Source organism: Elusimicrobiota bacterium (genome assembly GCA_016182905.1).
GTDB lineage: Bacteria > Elusimicrobiota > Elusimicrobia > UBA1565 > UBA9628 > GWA2-66-18.
Map to the genome: position 1 here is coordinate 1 of JACPFR010000055.1, position 14835 is coordinate 14835.

Consider the following 14835-nt stretch of genomic DNA (forward strand, 5'->3'; position numbering starts at 1 on the left):
GGCTCAGCCGCGGTAGACGCCCTTGAAGGACTTCTCGGCCTCGCGGCGGAGGTCCTTCTTCTTCATGGAGTCGCGGCGGTCGGCGCCGGTCTTGCCCTTGGCGAGGCCCAGGGAGACCTTGGCCCAGCCGTTCTTGAAGTAGACCTCGAGAGGGATCAAGGTGAGGCCCTTGGTGGTCAGCTTGCCGGTGATCTTCCGGATCTCGGCTCCGTGCAGGAGGAGCTTGCGGTTGCGGCGGGTGTCGAGGGGCTCGGTCAAGGTGGTGGCGAAGACGTACGGGGGGATGTAGAAATTGTGGAGGAAAAGCTCGCCTTTCTCGTTGGGCCGGGCGTAACAGCCGTCGAGGGAGGCGTTGCCGCCGCGCAGGGCCTTGACCTCGGGGCCGGCCAGCTGCAGGCCGGCCTCGAGGACGTCCAGGATCTCGTAGAACTGGCGCGCCTTGCGGTTGGTGGCGACGATCTTTCGTTCGTCCTTGTTGTCTTTGCGCGACATAGTATCGTAGAATGAAAGTGTAGCACTTCGTCCCGGGCGGTGGGCAGGTGGCGGAACTGGCAGACGCGCACGGCTCAGGACCGTGTGGGCGCAAGCTCTTAAGGGTTCAAGTCCCTTCCTGCCCACCGACCGGGATGAAGCGTGAGCGACGCAAGGAGACTATAGTCACTGTGACTATAGTTGTCGTAATCTTGACAGCGGCGTGGCTTCCGGTTATACTTCGTACGCGTGACCAGAGTGCCGGCATATAACACATCTGTCCCAGTCATCCATAAATAATCGGCACAGGGGGTCATGCAATAATGACGAAGTTGAAAGAGCTGTCCAAGAAGGGCTTCACGCTCATCGAGCTGATGATCGTCGTCGCGATCATCGGCATCCTCGCGGCGATCGCCATTCCGAAGTTCGCCGAGCTGATCCGCAAGTCGTCCGAAGGCGCGTCCAAGGGCAACCTCGGCGCTCTCCGGTCGGCCATGAGCATCTACTACGGGGACATGGAAGGCTCGTATCCCGCCAACGTCGCCGCGCTGACGATCGGTGGTAAGTACCTCACGGCGCTTCCCGTCGCGAAGACTCCGAACTACCACCCCGACAGCACGGCCGTGGTCACGCTCGCCAACGAGGCGGACATGATCACCACGACCAACGCCAACCCCACGAACGTGGGCGGCTGGTACTACAACAACCAGGCCACCAACGCGAACGTCGGCAACGTGCTCGTCAACTGCACGCACACCGACACGAAGGGCTCGGTCTGGACGGGCTACTAAGCCTGCAGGATCGACGATGACGAGCCCCCGGGGTCTTCGACCCCGGGGGCTCTTTCGTCCCTAGAGAACGCCGGTGGATCCCGCTCCTCTCGTCGCCGCCCTGTTCGGCTCCCTGTACGGGAGCTTCCTGAACGTCGTCATCCACCGCCTGCCCCGCGAGGAGTCCGTGGCGTCCCCGCGCTCGCGCTGCCCGCATTGCGGCAAGCCGATCCGCTGGCAGGACAACCTGCCCGTGGTCTCCTGGCTCCTCCTGCGCGGCAAGGGGCGCTGCTGCCGCAAGCCGATCTCGGTCCGCTATCCGCTGGTCGAGGCCGCGACGGCCCTGCTCGCCGGTGGCCTGTGGCTCAAGTGGGGCGCCTCGCCCGTGTTCGCGGGCGCGGCCGTGGTCGCCTGCGGGGTCCTGCTCGCCGCCGCGCTCATCGACTGGGACACCTTCCTGATCCCGGACGAGCTGTCCGTCGGCCTGGCCCTGGCGGGCCTGCTGGTCTCCCCGTTCAACCCCTATCTCGACGCGGGCGCGTTCGGCGCCTGGTGGCTGGCCCCGTGGTGGAGCGCGCGCGGGGCCGCGCTCGGCTTCCTGCTGGGCTGGGCGGTCGCGGCCGCCGGCGAGGCGATCTTCAAGAAGGAGGCCTTCGGCGGCGGGGACGTGAAGCTGCTGGCGGGCATCGGGGCGTGGACGGGGATCACCGGCGCGTTCGACGCGCTGATGATCGGGTCCTTGCTCGGCTCGGCGTACGGCCTGGCGCTGCTGCGCTCCGGCAAGGCGAGCCGCTCCGACGCGATCCCTTTCGGCCCCTTCCTGGCGGCGGCCGCGGCGTTCAACTTCTTCAAGCTCCTGCCCCTGGGCTGGCCCTTCACCTTCTGAAGTTCACTTAATGTTGCGTGGTCGTCCTCCGGCCCCGCGGGTATACTACGAGCATCCATACCTAATCGGCGCAGGAGGTCATCCCATGACGAAGTTGAAAGAGCCGTCCAGAAAGGGCTTCACGCTCATCGAGCTGATGATCGTCGTCGCGATCATCGGCATCCTCGCGGCGATCGCCATCCCGAAGTTCGCCGAGCTGATCCGCAAGTCGTCCGAAGGCGCGTCCAAGGGCAACCTCGGCGCTCTCCGGTCGGCCATGAGCATCTACTACGGCGACATGGAAGGCTCGTATCCCGCCAACGTCGCCGCGCTGACGATCGGCGGCAAGTACCTCACGGCGCTTCCCGTCGCGAAGACTCCGAACTACCACCCCGACAGCACGGCCGTGGTCACGCTCGCCGACGAGGCGGACATGATCACCACGACCAACGCCAACCCCACGAACGCGGGCGGCTGGTACTACAACAACCAGGCCACCAACGCGAACGTCGGCAACGTGCTGGTCAACTGCACGCACACCGACACGAAGGGCTCGGTCTGGACGGGCTACTAAGCCTGCAGGATCGACGAAGACGGGCTCCCGGGGTCTCGGCCCCCGGGGGCCTTTCTTTTTTAGCGGAGCTCCCGGGCGGCGAGCCAGGGCCGCGGGACGCTCGCGCGCCGCGCGAAGAGGAGGGCCTGCCCGTCCGCATAGACGAGGGCCCAGCGCTCCCGGGGCATGTAGGCGGCGTGGTAGGGGAGCATGGTCGCCGCGTCGATCAGCGGCAGGTTCTCCATGAGGGCGAGGTCGATGCCGCGGCGGTCGAGGAAGGCCTGCCAGTCCGCCGGCGAGGCGAGGGCGTCGCCGGTCTCCACGAGGAGGTCGTGGAACAGGTAGCGGCCGTCCTGGAAGACGAGATAATCCGGGTGCAGGCGCCAGCCCAGGTAGCCGCCCCAGCCCCAGGGATTGTAGAGGGCGCGGCGCGGCAGGTCTCCGGCCTGGCTCGCGAGGAACTCCGCGGCGCGGCGCGGCACGAAGTGGTCGTTGAAGGGCGTCCGCCCGAAGCCGTAGAGGAGCGCGCAATACAGAGAGAAGGCCCCGAGCCCGGCGGCCAGCGCCCAGGCTAGGCGGCGCCGGGAGGGAGAGGCCGCGACGCCCGCGTCCTTCAGGAAGGCGGCGATCAGGGGAACGGAGCAGGCCACGGAGTAGGCCGCCATCCGGGAATGGCGGGAGGCGGCGAAGCCGAAGAACAGCACGGCGGCCAGCGGGCCGAGCGCCGGGCGGCGCCGGGCGCGGAGCGCGAGCAGGGCCGCGCCGCAGGCGCCTAGCAACGCGAGCCAGAAAGGCCAGTGCCAGGGGTCGTCGAGACGGATGGCCCGCCACTCGCTCAGGCGCACGGAGATGTTCCCGGCGTCCTGCCAATGCCGCCAGATCACCGCGAGGCCCGCGGGGCCCTGGACCTGGAGCAGGCAGCCGAGGGCGGCGGCGCCCAGGTGCCGCCAGGCGCCGTAGAGCCCGAGGAGGACGAGGCCGTACACGAAGCCGGGATGGAGGTTGGCCCAGAGGCAGAACAACGCGGCGCACCAGGCGGGGCCGGGCGCGGGGAGCCCGAGGCGGCGGCGCTCCAGCCCGAGGAAGACCAGGCCGAAGCCGATAAGGGAGAACAGCTCGGGGCGGATGTCGGAGCGCGTGAGGCTCGCCGCGCCCCACAGGGCCAGGGCGGCGGCGCGCGTCGGTTCTTCGGCGTCGTATAGCTCGAGCGTCTTGAGGAGGAGCCAGGCCGAGGCGGCGATCATCGCCGCCTTGAACAGCCACAGCGCATGAAGGCCTCCGGCGCGGTACAGGGCGTCGAAGATCAGCTGGACGGCCCACTCGAAGTCCGCCCACGGCGCGCCGGCGCGCGTCGACGACAGCCAGTCCGCCGTCGGGATCGACAGGGTCTCGCGCATGCGCCGGGCGGCGCTCAGGTGCCAGAACAGGTCGGGGTTGGAGAGGGGCAGGAGCGCGACGGGGACGAGGGAGAGCGGCCCCAGGCGGCGCAGGATCCGGTCGGAGCGGCTCATCGGGGCTCGTACACGGAGGCGCGCTCGGAGGGCTCCTCGTGCAGCTTGCGGAACAGCTTCGGGTCCTCGAGACGGCGGTGGACGCGCTCCACCTGGCGGCGGGGGACGGCGCCCTCGTCGGCGAGCAGGCCGAAGTCGAGGCCCTCGACGCGCAGGACGTAGGTCACGCGCGCGGCCTTGAGGGCGGCGGCGAAATCCTCGTCGCGCTCGACGGCAGGCAAGGGCACGCTCGGCAGGCCGGAGAGCCAGCCGTCCCGGACCGGCGCGGCGCTGGTGAGCAGGCCGGGGCCCGGGCGCGCGGCGAGCCAGGCGTAGGTCATCTTGAGCTCCGGCTCGGCCCAGGGGCTCGGGCGGCCGAGGCGCGGCAAGGTCTGGGCTCCCAGCTGCAGCGCGAGGAGAAGCGCGAGCGCGGGCTTGGCCGCGCGGCCGAGGCCGGCGGCGAGCGCCCAGAGCAGGAGGGGAAGAAGGGGGATGAGGTAGCGCTCGTACTGCCAGCCCCAGACGGCGAGCATGAGCGCCGTGCCGGCCAGCGCGAGCGCGGCCGGGTCGTCGCGCCGGGCGCGCAGGGCGATGACGAGCCCGCGCAGAGCGGCGGCGCACAGCGCCGCGCCCAGGAGCGAGGCGAGGACGCCCGCGGCGAGGGAAGGCGGGGTGAAGCTCCCGCCCCACTCGGAGGCATAGAAGCGCGCGTTTGCCGCGGCGACGCGCGCGAGCTTGGCCGACGGCGCGGAGCCGTAGGTGAAGGAGAACATGCTGAACTTGTCGACGGAGCGGATCTTCGACCAGGACCAGGCGGACCAGGCGCCGAAGGCCAGGACCGGAGGCAGGAGGGCTTCCGCGGCCGGACGGAGCTTCTTCTTCTCGAGGAAGACGGCGAGCGCGGGCAAGGCGGAGACCCCGGCCGTGCGCGTGAGCAGCAGGGCGGCGGCGGAGAGGCCGGCGAGCAGGGGGCGCCCCGAGTCCGCGGCCGTCAGCAGCCCCAGGAGCGCCAAAGTGAACGGAGCCTCGGACATGACGACGCCCGACTGGGACAGGACGAGCGGCGAGGACGCGAACAGCGCGGCGGCGAGCAAGGCGGTCGCCTCGTCGGTCCGGCGCCGCAGCCACAGCCACAGCGCCGCGGGGACGAGAGCCAGGACCAAGGCCGAGGCGGCCTGGAAAAGGCCCGCGCCCTCGGTGAGCCAGGACAGCGGCGCGAGCAGGGCCGGCCACGCCGGGTTGATCATCGTCAGCGGGGGGCAACCGGGGGAGGTGAGCAGGCAGTAGCGTCCCGCGGCGAGAGCGCGCGCGCCGACGAGGTACAGGACGTCGTCCTGCTGGCGGCCGAAGTACTGGGCCGGCGCGAAGGCCAGCACCAGGAGCGCGCACGCGGCGAGGACGAAGGCGGAGCGCGGGGGGATGTTCAAAAAAATGGCGGAAGAGGAGGGATTCGAACCCTCGAGGGCTTTTAGACCCTACACGATTTCCAGTCGTGCGCCTTCGACCACTCGGCCACCCTTCCTACGGCAGGGATTATAGCGCATTTTCGTATCGAGTACCGCCCCCGTCAAAAGGCTACGGCCGGCCGCCGGCGGATACCCTCAGGGCCCAAGCGGCGTCGGGATCGCGCGGGGCGTAGCGGGCGAACGCGCGCAGATGGGGGATCGCCTCGGCGGCGCGGCCCGAGGCCAGCTCCAGCCGGGCGAGATTGAAGTTCGCGGCCGGGTTCCACGGCGACAGCGCGAGGGCGCGCCGCAGGGCGGCTTCCGATCCGGCGAAGCGTCCGCGCTTCTCGGCGACGAGGCCCGCCAGCACCCAGGCGTCGGCGACGGTGGGATCGCGCTCCAGCGCCTCGGCGATCCGGCGCTCGGTCTCGGCGGCGTCGCCGCGCTCCCAGGCGAGCCGCGCGAGGTTGTAGTAGGGCAGGGCGAGCCCCGGAGCGAGGCGTATCGACTCGGCGAACTGGGCTTGGCCTTCGGCGGCGCGGCCCGCGAGTATGAGCTCCATCCCGTAGGCCGCGCGCGCTCGCGCGGACACGGGATTGCACGCGAGCACCCTTTCGTAATAAGGGATGCCGCCGCGCCACGCCCGGGCATACGCCGCGCAGGCCCAGGCCCCGCCCGCGAGCAGGAGGAGGCCGGACGCGAGCGCCGTCCGGGGGGCCGTCGCGCGGGCCCGCGTCCACAGGACGCCGAGCCCGGCCGCCAGGCCCAGGCTCGGCAGGTACAGGAAGCGCTGCGCGCCGATCTCGTTGAGCGGCGTCAGGACGTGGATGGTCGGCAGCAGGAAGACCGAGGGGGCGCACAGCCAGAAGGCCCAGCGGGCGCGCCGGGCGAGGAGCGCCCAAAGTCCGAAGGCATAGAGGGCGGCGAGGCCCAGGAGAGGCGGCCAGGACCAAGGCGAGCCGGGTCGCGCGTCCGGGATCAGCGGCCGCGCGAAATCGGGGCACAGCCCCGCGCCCGTGAGGCTCGGCCAGAGGTAGCGCGCGAAGGCGAAGCGGGCGACCGTCAGCGCGGCCGTGAGGCGGTCTCCGAAGTAGGGGACGCCGCCGCTGAAGGGGACGCCGGCCAGCGCCAGGCGGACGACCAGGTAGAGCGCGATCGATCCGAGCAGCGCCGCGTGGACGCCGCGACGCCCGCGAGACCAGGGCTTCGCGCCGTCGAAGGTCCAATCGGAGGCCGCGACCAGGATCGGAAAAAGAAGCGCGTGCTCCTTCACGAAGAGGGCGGCCGTGAACAGCGCGACGCCGCCCGCCGTCCGCACGGGGGAGGAGCGGCGGTCGAGGAGGAGCCACGCGCCGAGGAGAAGGACCGCGGAGAGGAGCTCGGAGCGTCCCGTCACCGCGGCCACGGCTTCGACGTGGGTCGGGAGGACCGCGAACGCGGCGGCCGCGGCCAGCGCGGCGCCGGCGGGCAGGCGGCCGCGGAGGACGATGAGCAGCAGCCAGCACGCGGCCGCGTGCAGCAGGAGATTGGCGGCGCGGAGGGGGCGCGCGTCCCGGCCCGTCGTCAGGTTCTGGGCGAGGAAGGTGAGCATGAGGAGCGGCCGGTAGAGCACGGGCTTGCTGAGGCCGTACACCCGCGCGCCGGAACCGTCCGCCGCCTCCCAGATGCCCTTGCCGAGCAGCCCCTCGAGGCCGCCCAGCCCCGCGTCGAGCAGGACGTTGCCTCCGACGAGGTGGGCGTCGTCGTGCACGTATCCGCGCTGGCCGAGGATCGTCGCGTACCCCGCGAGGCACAGCAGCAGAAGGAAGGCCGCATGTCGGTAGCCGAGCATGGGGTGATTATCCTATTTTCTCAGCATGGCGGCGCCGCCGAGACGGACCACTCTTTATTGGGCCTCGGCCTCGGCCGCTCTGGCCCTGATCGGGCCGGCGCTCCTGCGCGGAGAAGGCCTGCTCGCCACCGCCGCGCTGTGGCGGGTGCCGCCGTGGAACGCGGTCCTCCCGCCTCGCCTCGGCGCCGGGCTGCTGGCCGATCAGCTCCTGTACTTGGCGCCGTGGCGCCAGTTCATGCGCGAGGGATTCCTGGCGTGGGACCTCCCGTTGTGGAACCCCTTCATCCTGGCCGGGGTCCCGTTCGCGGCGTGCATCCAGGCCGCGCCGTTCCATCCGCTGAACGCCGGGCTCCTGTGGCTTCCCGCCGTCCCGTTCACCTTGGTCTCCGCTTTCCTCAAGCTGTTCTGCGCGGGCGTTTTCACGGGGCTGCATCTGCGGCGCCTCGGCGCCTCGGAGCGCGGCTGCGTCCTCGGGGCCGTCGTCTTCTCCCTGGGCGGCTTCATGGTCGCCTGGCTCGGCCATCCGCACTCGACGACCGCGTGCCTGCTGCCGGCGCTGTTCTGGGCGCTGGGACGGCTGTCGGACCGCCCGGGATCCCGCGAGGCCGCGCTCCTCGCCCTGTTCACCGGCCTGGCCTTGCTCGGCGGCCATCCTCCGACGATGCTCCACGTCCTCGGCGCGGCCGCCGCGTACGGGCTTTTCCTGTCGGCCGGGCGCCCGCGCTTCCTCGTCTGGGCGGCGCTGGGCGCGGCGCTCGGCGCCTGCCTGGCGGCGCCCGCCTTGCTCCCTTACTTCGAGTACGCCGGCCTCAGCTCGACGGCCGCCGCCTCGGGCTCGCTCGCGCGCTGGGGCTTCCGCCTGTCGCCGTGGCTGCCGCTGCACCTGCTCATGCCGCTCGCCTCGGGCTCGCCCGCGCGCGGCGCCGAGATACTGGCCGGCCTGTTCGGGCTCGGCCCGGAGAGCAATTTCATCGAGCGCGCGGCGTGGACCGGCCTGATCCCGCTCGCCTTCGCCGCGCTGGCCGTCGCGCGCCGCCGCGACGGGCAGACCCTGTTCCATCTGGGGCTCGCGCTGTTCGGACTGTCGGCCGCGCTCGGCGCGCCGCCGCTGCCGTGGCTGTGGAAGGCGCTCCCCGCCTTCTCGGCGGCGAACCCGACGCGGCTGCTGCTCGTCTGGACCTTCGGCGTCGCCGTGCTCGCGGGGCTGGGCGCGGACGCCGACCCCGCGCGGCTCGAGCCCGCGGTCCGGCGCGTCCTGCGCTGGTCGCTGTGGGTCCCGTCCGTCCTGGCGCTCTCCGCGTATTGGATCCTGGCCTGGCGCTCCCTCGACGAACTCCGCCCGAGCGAGGTCCTGTTCGCGGTCGCGGTGATGGCGGTGTTCCTCGCGGAATGCCTCGCGGCGCGGCGGCTGCTCGACCCGAGGCGGCGCGCCTGGACGCCGTGGCTGGCGGGCCTGTTCTGCCTGATCCCCGCTCTCGACGTCAACCCGTCGGCGCCGGCGTCCACCTTCTATCCGGAGACCCCGGCGATCACGGCCCTGAGGGACGCGGCGGGCGAGGGGCGCGTGTTCGCGCTCGGGCGGGCGCTCGAGCCGAACCTGGGCATGCCCTTCCGTCTGCGCGACGCGCGCGGGCGGGACTTCACCGCGCCCCGGCGCTACGAGGAGCTCGTGACGGGACGTGCCGGGGATTTCGATTTCTATTCGGGCGCGGCCGAGCCGCCGCCGAACCCGACTTTGCTCGCCGTCGGGGCCGTCGGAGCGACCGCGAGGACCGCGTCGGCCGCGCCGAAGGGCTGGAAGCCGGTCCACGAGGGGGACCTGCTCGTCTTCCGCGCGCCGGCCCCCGCCCGCCGCGCGCTGTTCGTCGCCGAGGCCCGCACGGCGGCGCCCGCCGAGGTCCTCGCCGCCGTGCGCGCGCCGGGCTTCGACCCGGCGCGCATGGTCTGGCTCGACGACGGCGACGCGCCGGCCTTCAAGGCCGCGAAGGGCGCGGCGCGCATCGCCGCGGACGGCGCGGACTCCGTCGTCGTCGAGGTCGACGCGGGCGGTCCCGGCTGGCTGGTGCTCCTCGACAACTGGTACCCGGGCTGGGAGGCGGCGGTGGACGGCCGGCCCGCCCGCGTGCGCCGCGCCGACTACGCGTTCCGGGCCGTCGAGGTGCCCGCCGGGAAGTCCGTCGTGCGCTTCGACTACCGCCCGCGCCCGTTCCGGCTCGGCCTGCTGCTCGCCCTGCTCGCCGCGCCGGCGCTGCTCGCCGCGGCGCTGCTCTAGAGCTCGACGACCTGGCCTTCCCTCGCCGCGAAGCAGTCGATGGAGAGCTTGCGCGAGGAGATCAGGGCGACGCTCTCGACCAGGCGGGCGTCGAGCTTGTCGTCGTCGTGCAGCGGGTCGTGGTGGAACAGCGCCATGCGCTTGACCTCGGCCGCCTGCGCCAGGTCGAGGATGTCCGCGAAGGTGCTGTGGCCCCAGCCGCGCTTCATCCTGTACTCGTCGGGGGTGTACTGCGCCTCGCAGATCAGCAGGTCCGACCCGGCGACGAAGCGCGCGATCGCCGCGTCCTCCTTGTCGCTGAACTCGCCCTTCGGGTTCAGCGCGCCGTAAGGCTCGTGGTCGCTGATGTAGGAGACGACCTTGCCCTCGTATTCGAAGCGGTAGCCGACGGTGATGCCCGGGTGGTTCAGGAAATGGGTCGTGACCCTGACCGCGCCCGCCTGCAGGGGGCCGTTCATCTCGTGGAACTCGGGCTTGGAGCCGAGGTCCTTGAGCTGGAGGGGGAAGTAGGTCGAGTGCATCTGTCCCGCCATCACCTCCTGGAAGGACTTCATCGTGCCGTGCATGCCGTAGACCTCGAACTTCGTCGTCGGCAGGAACAGCGGCGTGAAGAAGGGGAAGCCCTGGATGTGGTCCCAGTGGGTGTGGCCGATGAACAGGCGGCCCTTGATCGGCCCGCCGGCCGCGCGCCGCATCAGGTCGAAGCCGAGCTCGCGGATGCCGGTCCCGGCGTCGATGATGAAGGTCTCGCCGGCGATCTCCATCTCCACGCACGGCGTGTTGCCGCCGTAGCGGACCGTCCTCGGCCCGGGCGCCGGGATCGAGCCGCGCACGCCCCAGAAGCGCACGCGCATCAGGCGCCGCCCGCCATCTCGTCGACGCGGCGATTGAACTCGCCGACCTCGAAGGGCTTGACGATGTAGCCGTCGGCGCCCGTCTCCTCGACGGCGGTGCGCACGTCGTGCTGGTAGGACTTCGAGGAGCTGATCAGGATCTTGATGCCCTTCAGCTCCGGGTCGGCGCGCAGGCGCTGGCAGACCTCGAAGCCGTGCATGATGGGCATGAGCAGGTCGAGCACGAGGACGTCGGGACGCACCGCGCGCACGACCGCGAGCCCCTTCGCGCCGTCGTTGGCGGTGGAGACGTCGTAGCGTCCGCGCAGCAGCATGCACATCAGCTCGCGCATGTCATCGTCGTCGTCGACGACCACCACCTTTTTCACCACCGCAGTGTAGCGGGTCCGGGCCCCGGCGTCAATACGGCCAGCCGAGAATCTTCCCCGATTTCAGCAGGCCCCAGCGGCGGTTGTCCCGTCGCCGCTGGGCCTCCTCGGCCAGCAGATCTCCGCATTCCTCCGCGAGCTCCTGGACGTCGAACAGCACGACGTAGCCCAGTCCCGAGAACAGCTTGATCCATGTCTCGATCGCGGTGTTCCCGCCGCGCTCCGCCCGGTTGACGACCGAGGAGTTGACCTTCGCCTCGTCGGCGAGTTGACGCTGCGAGATGCCGCGCTCCCGGCGCAGGCGTCTCAGATTTTCGGCCAATGGATTCATCTTATCTATACGACCGACCCCCCGAAAAAGTTCCCTCGGTCGGGGGCCGCCGGTGTGGGGACCTTTTTCGGTTCGCTGCTTTTAAGCATCGCCCCCCGCAAATGACGTGATTTAAACCATCTATTCCGCTTCCCGCTGCTTAAAAGCAGCGAACCGAAAAAGGATAAGTCGGGCCGTCGGGCCCGCCCCGTCAATACGGTACAATCTTCCCATGATCGTCATGAAATTCGGCGGCTCCAGCGTCGGCGCGCCCGACCGCATCGCGCGCGTCATCGAGATCGTGCGCGGGCGCCTGGCGCGCAAGCCGGTCGTGGTGGTGTCCGCCTTCCGGGGCGTGACCGACGACCTGCTCGCCCTCGGACGCGAGGCCCTGGGGGGGAACATCGGGCGGCTCGACCTCGTCGGCAAGCGCCATCGCGACGCGGCGCGCGACCTCGGCGTTGATCCCGCCCCGCTCGAGCCGCTGCTGGCGGAGCTCGCGGAGCTGGCGCGCGGAGTCTCGCTCCTCAAGGAGCTCACGCCGCGCACGCTGGACCGACTCGCCGGCTGCGGCGAGCGCTTGTCGGCGCGCATCGTGGCGGCCGTGTTCGCCAAGGCGGGCGTGCCGGCCGTCGCGGTGGACGCCTCCGCGGCGGGGCTGGTCACGGACGAGCGGTTCGGCGAGGCCGCTCCGCTGCCGGAGGCCGACGCGCTGCTGCGCGCCGCGCTCGGCGGCGACGGACCGCTGCGGGTCGTCACGGGCTTCATCGGCCGGACGCGGGGCGGGGAACTGACGACCTTGGGCCGCAACGGAAGCGATTTCTCCGCGACCATCATCGGGGCGGCGCTCGGAGCGGAGGAGGTCGAGATCTGGTCGGACGTGGACGGGATCATGACCGCGGACCCGCGGCTGGTGCCCGGCGCGCGGCCGCTGGAGACCTTGAGCTTCGCGGAGGCCTGCGAGCTGGCGCACTACGGGGGGAAGGTCCTGCATCCGCACACCTTGGTGCCGGCCATGCGCAAGGGAATCCCGGTGCGGGCGCTCAACACGTTCAAGCCGGAGCATCCGGGCACGCGGATCGTCGCGGCGGCGGCGGCGGCGCACGGCGTGGCGCTGAAGTCCATCGCCTTCAAGCGGCATCAGCTGATCCTGAGCGCGTCGAGCCCGCGCATGCTGTCGGGCCCCGGCTTCCTGGCGCGCATCTTCGCGGCCCTGGCGCGGCACGACATCGACGTGGACATGGTGGCGACGTCGGAGGTGTCGGTGTCGGCGACGACCGGGGACGAGAAGGGCGTGGCCAAGGCCGTCGAGGAGCTGTCGGCCGAGTTCGAGACCACGGTCGAGCGGGGCATGTCGGTGGTCTGCGCCGTCGGCGACGCGATCCAGTCCACGCCCGGCGTCGCCGCGGAGATCTTCGGCGCGATGAAGTCGGCCGGGGTCAACGTGCGCATGATCTCCCAGGGCGCCTCCAAGAACAACGTCGCCTTCGTCGTCGAGGACGCGGCCGTCGACGCCGCGGTCAGGGCCCTGCACTCCCGCTTCTTCCCCATTTGATATCCTGAGCCATGCTTCCGAGCGTGGAGGACTGGCTGTCCGCGTCGTGGGCGGACTATCGTCGCCGATGGGCGGCCCTGATGGCGGTGCTCGCCTTGAGCGTCGTCGCCGCCGTCGGCGCCGCGCTCCTGCCGTTCGTCCCGGCCGCGGCGGCCGCTTTGGCCGGGGCCGCGCCGCCGTGGACGCTCTTCGGCGTCGGCTGGGTCCTTTCCGTCCTCGCCGTGATGGTCGCGTCCGCCTGGGGCATGGCGGCGACGCTCCGCGCGGCCGCCTTCGATGAAGGCGTCGCGGAGTCCCTGCGGGCGGCGTGGCGTCAGACTCCGGCGTTCGCCTGGGTCACCTCGTTGGCGATGCTGGCCGCGGGCGGAGGCTTCGTCCTGCTGATCGTCCCCGGTCTGATCCTCGGCGTCCTGGTGTTCTTCTCGCCTTTCTATCAGCTCTCGGGGGAAGCGTCGGGGCTGGCGGCCATGGAGCTGTCGTTCGCGCGCGTGCGGCCGGTGCTGGGAGCGGCGGCGGGTCGGCTCGCGCTGCTCGCGACGGTGGTGTGCCTCCCGTCGTGGATCCCCTGGGTCGGGTGGATCGTCGCCGCGCTGTGGGCGCCGTTCGGCTACGTCGCCTGCGCGCGTCTCGCCGACGACCTCAAGGCGCTGAACCCGGCGCCTGAGCGCCCCCGGCTCGGCGGAGCCGTCGCCGCGCTCGCGCTCGTCATGACTCTCGCGACCGTCGCGATCTCCTGGGCCGCGGCGCGCGCGGGGGCCGCGATGAGCGAGGCGTTCGCGTCGGGCGCGGTGGCCTTGCCCGACGCGGAGACGGCGCAGTCCATGCTGGCCGTGCTGCAGGGCCGCGGCACCGAGGACGACGCGCGGCGCTCGACGACCTTCGTGCTGACGCTCTCGTCGACCTCGTCGGGGGGGAGATGAAGAGCGGGGGGCGCGTGGCCCTCGCCGTCGGCGCGGCCGTCGCGCTCGGGCTGCTCTCGTGGGTCGTGGGCTCGAACTACGCCGAGGTCCGCGCGGCGGCGGCCGACCTGTCGTGGGGCTGGGCGGGCGCGGCGCTGCTGTGCGCGCTGACGAGCCACGCGATGGGCGGGCTCGCGCTGTCGGCGGTCCTGACCTTGCTCGGCCATCCGCTGGGAGCCCCGACCGTGCTCGGCATCTCGCTCGTGTCGACGACGGCGAACTACGTGGTCTCGACCGGCGGCGTGAGCGGCTTCGCGCTCAAGGCGCACCTCCTGCACAAGCGCCTCGTGCCGATCGCGACGACCATCGTCGCCTCCGCTCTGACCTCGGTGATCCTGTACGCCGTCCTCGCCGCGGTCCTCGTGCAGGGCCTCGCGTCCCTGATGTTCCGGCTCCAGGGCAGCCGCGTCGGCCTCGTCGAGGGCGTCGTGGGCCTGTGCGTCCTGATCGTGGCCGCCGGCGGGCTGATCGTCCTGTTCCTCGACGGGCGCCTGCGCGGCAAGGCCGCGAGGCGCGTGTTCCACTGGACGAACCAGGCCGCCTTCCGGCTCTCGACCAAGCAGATCCCGGCGGAGAGCTTCATGGCCTTCGAGAGGCAGATGGCGCACGGCCTCGCCCGCATCCGGCACGAGCACGGGCACCTGACGCGCGCGGTGCTGTTCACCTGCCTCGACTGGGGCTTCGCGATGCTCTCGCTGTGGCTGTGCTTCAAGGCGGTCGGCGATCCGCTTCCGCTGGGCCCGCTGTCCGCCGTGTTCGCGGTCGGCCAGGGCGCGACCTTGATCCCGGTCCTGCCCGGAGGGCTCGGCGCGGCCGAGGGCTCGACGGCGGCCGTGCTCGTCGCCCTCGGCTACGACGGGGGGCGCGCCGTCGTCGCGGCCCTGCTGTACCGCGCGGCCTACTACGTCGTGCCGTCCCTGCTCAGCGTCCTCGTGCTCTGGGGGCTCAAGGTCTCCGAGCCGTCCGTGCTCGCTGAGGCCGCCGCTTTGGCCGAGGAGCTTCCGCGGAAGTAGGCCTTAAGGCCCATGGTCCATCTGGGCCCATTGCCGGGCGCCGGACGGCGCCGCGCCGCTTCCGCATTTCCCGGGCCCT

Annotated in this window: 12 protein-coding genes, 2 tRNA genes and 2 pseudogenes; 8 read left to right on the plus strand and 8 right to left on the minus strand. The window is 71.5% G+C overall.

Translation table 11 applies throughout. The annotated features are described in order from the left end of the window. Positions 1 to 3: 3 nt before the first annotated feature. Positions 4 to 492 (minus strand): SsrA-binding protein SmpB, encoded by a 489-nt coding sequence (gene smpB / locus HYV14_16320; protein MBI2387556.1) that lies wholly within the window; start codon positions 490 to 492, stop codon positions 4 to 6. A gap of 41 nt (positions 493 to 533) precedes the next feature. On the opposite strand from smpB, the gene HYV14_16325 reads away from it, so the two are divergent. The 4 genes and pseudogenes from HYV14_16325 to HYV14_16340 all read left to right on the plus strand — a co-directional run bounded on the left by HYV14_16325 (position 534) and on the right by HYV14_16340 (position 2317). Then, a tRNA-Leu gene (locus HYV14_16325) sits at positions 534 to 617 on the plus strand. A gap of 177 nt (positions 618 to 794) precedes the next feature. Then, positions 795 to 899: pseudogene (locus HYV14_16330) on the plus strand (prepilin-type N-terminal cleavage/methylation domain-containing protein). Between the two features lie 436 nt (positions 900 to 1335). Next, entirely contained in the window at positions 1336 to 2127 is a 792-nt protein-coding gene (locus HYV14_16335) for a prepilin peptidase (GenBank protein ID MBI2387557.1), read from the plus strand. A gap of 85 nt (positions 2128 to 2212) precedes the next feature. Further along, a pseudogene (locus HYV14_16340) lies at positions 2213 to 2317 on the plus strand (prepilin-type N-terminal cleavage/methylation domain-containing protein). A 422-nt stretch (positions 2318 to 2739) separates the two neighbouring features. Here HYV14_16340 and HYV14_16345 read toward each other — a convergent pair. The 4 genes from HYV14_16345 to HYV14_16360 all read right to left on the minus strand — a co-directional run bounded on the left by HYV14_16345 (position 2740) and on the right by HYV14_16360 (position 7425). Continuing rightward, a complete protein-coding gene (locus HYV14_16345) occupies positions 2740 to 4170 on the minus strand; it encodes a hypothetical protein (GenBank protein ID MBI2387558.1) in 1431 nt (476 codons plus the stop codon). Further along, positions 4167 to 5576 carry a hypothetical protein gene (locus tag HYV14_16350; GenBank protein ID MBI2387559.1) on the minus strand — a complete coding sequence of 470 codons (1410 nt, stop codon included), beginning with the start codon at positions 5574 to 5576 and terminating at the stop codon, positions 4167 to 4169. Before HYV14_16350 ends, HYV14_16345 begins: the two co-directional genes overlap by 4 nt. A gap of 5 nt (positions 5577 to 5581) precedes the next feature. After that, a tRNA-Ser gene (locus HYV14_16355) sits at positions 5582 to 5671 on the minus strand. A gap of 53 nt (positions 5672 to 5724) precedes the next feature. Next, positions 5725 to 7425, minus strand: coding sequence for a tetratricopeptide repeat protein (locus tag HYV14_16360; GenBank protein ID MBI2387560.1), 1701 nt, complete (start codon positions 7423 to 7425; stop codon positions 5725 to 5727). 25 nt (positions 7426 to 7450) lie between these two features. Between HYV14_16360 and HYV14_16365 the strand changes: the two genes are divergently transcribed. After that, entirely contained in the window at positions 7451 to 9697 is a 2247-nt protein-coding gene (locus HYV14_16365; GenBank protein ID MBI2387561.1) for a YfhO family protein, read from the plus strand. Here the strand turns inward: HYV14_16365 and HYV14_16370 are convergent. Genes HYV14_16370 through HYV14_16380 form a run of 3 tightly spaced genes read right to left on the minus strand, consistent with a single transcriptional unit; the run spans position 9694 to position 11241 of the window. Continuing rightward, a complete protein-coding gene (locus tag HYV14_16370; GenBank protein MBI2387562.1) occupies positions 9694 to 10551 on the minus strand; it encodes an MBL fold metallo-hydrolase in 858 nt (285 codons plus the stop codon). The genes HYV14_16365 and HYV14_16370 overlap by 4 nt on opposite strands. Next, a complete protein-coding gene (locus HYV14_16375) occupies positions 10551 to 10919 on the minus strand; it encodes a response regulator (protein MBI2387563.1) in 369 nt (122 codons plus the stop codon). Before HYV14_16375 ends, HYV14_16370 begins: the two co-directional genes overlap by 1 nt. 31 nt (positions 10920 to 10950) lie before the next feature. Continuing rightward, positions 10951 to 11241, minus strand: coding sequence for a helix-turn-helix transcriptional regulator (locus HYV14_16380; protein ID MBI2387564.1), 291 nt, complete (start codon positions 11239 to 11241; stop codon positions 10951 to 10953). 220 nt (positions 11242 to 11461) lie between these two features. Here HYV14_16380 and HYV14_16385 point away from each other — a divergent pair, with 220 nt between their 5' ends. Genes HYV14_16385 through HYV14_16395 form a run of 3 tightly spaced genes read left to right on the plus strand, consistent with a single transcriptional unit; the run spans position 11462 to position 14756 of the window. Then, positions 11462 to 12784 (plus strand): aspartate kinase, encoded by a 1323-nt coding sequence (locus HYV14_16385; GenBank protein ID MBI2387565.1) that lies wholly within the window; start codon positions 11462 to 11464, stop codon positions 12782 to 12784. A gap of 11 nt (positions 12785 to 12795) precedes the next feature. Continuing rightward, on the plus strand, positions 12796 to 13704 hold the full coding sequence (locus HYV14_16390; GenBank protein MBI2387566.1) for a hypothetical protein: 909 nt from the start codon (positions 12796 to 12798) through the stop codon (positions 13702 to 13704). Continuing rightward, on the plus strand, positions 13701 to 14756 hold the full coding sequence (locus HYV14_16395) for a flippase-like domain-containing protein (protein MBI2387567.1): 1056 nt from the start codon (positions 13701 to 13703) through the stop codon (positions 14754 to 14756). Before HYV14_16390 ends, HYV14_16395 begins: the two co-directional genes overlap by 4 nt. Positions 14757 to 14835: the final 79 nt, after the last annotated feature.

Coding starts and splice junctions, on each gene's coding strand:
- smpB (MBI2387556.1), bottom strand. CDS start 492: ATGTCGCGCAAAGACAACAAGGACGAACGAAAGATCGTCGCCACCAAC.
- HYV14_16345 (MBI2387558.1), bottom strand. CDS start 4,170: ATGAGCCGCTCCGACCGGATCCTGCGCCGCCTGGGGCCGCTCTCCCTC.
- HYV14_16360 (MBI2387560.1), bottom strand. CDS start 7,425: ATGCTCGGCTACCGACATGCGGCCTTCCTTCTGCTGCTGTGCCTCGCG.
- HYV14_16365 (MBI2387561.1), top strand. CDS start 7,451: ATGGCGGCGCCGCCGAGACGGACCACTCTTTATTGGGCCTCGGCCTCG.
- HYV14_16370 (MBI2387562.1), bottom strand. CDS start 10,551: ATGCGCGTGCGCTTCTGGGGCGTGCGCGGCTCGATCCCGGCGCCCGGG.
- HYV14_16385 (MBI2387565.1), top strand. CDS start 11,462: ATGATCGTCATGAAATTCGGCGGCTCCAGCGTCGGCGCGCCCGACCGC.
- HYV14_16390 (MBI2387566.1), top strand. CDS start 12,796: ATGCTTCCGAGCGTGGAGGACTGGCTGTCCGCGTCGTGGGCGGACTAT.
- HYV14_16395 (MBI2387567.1), top strand. CDS start 13,701: ATGAAGAGCGGGGGGCGCGTGGCCCTCGCCGTCGGCGCGGCCGTCGCG.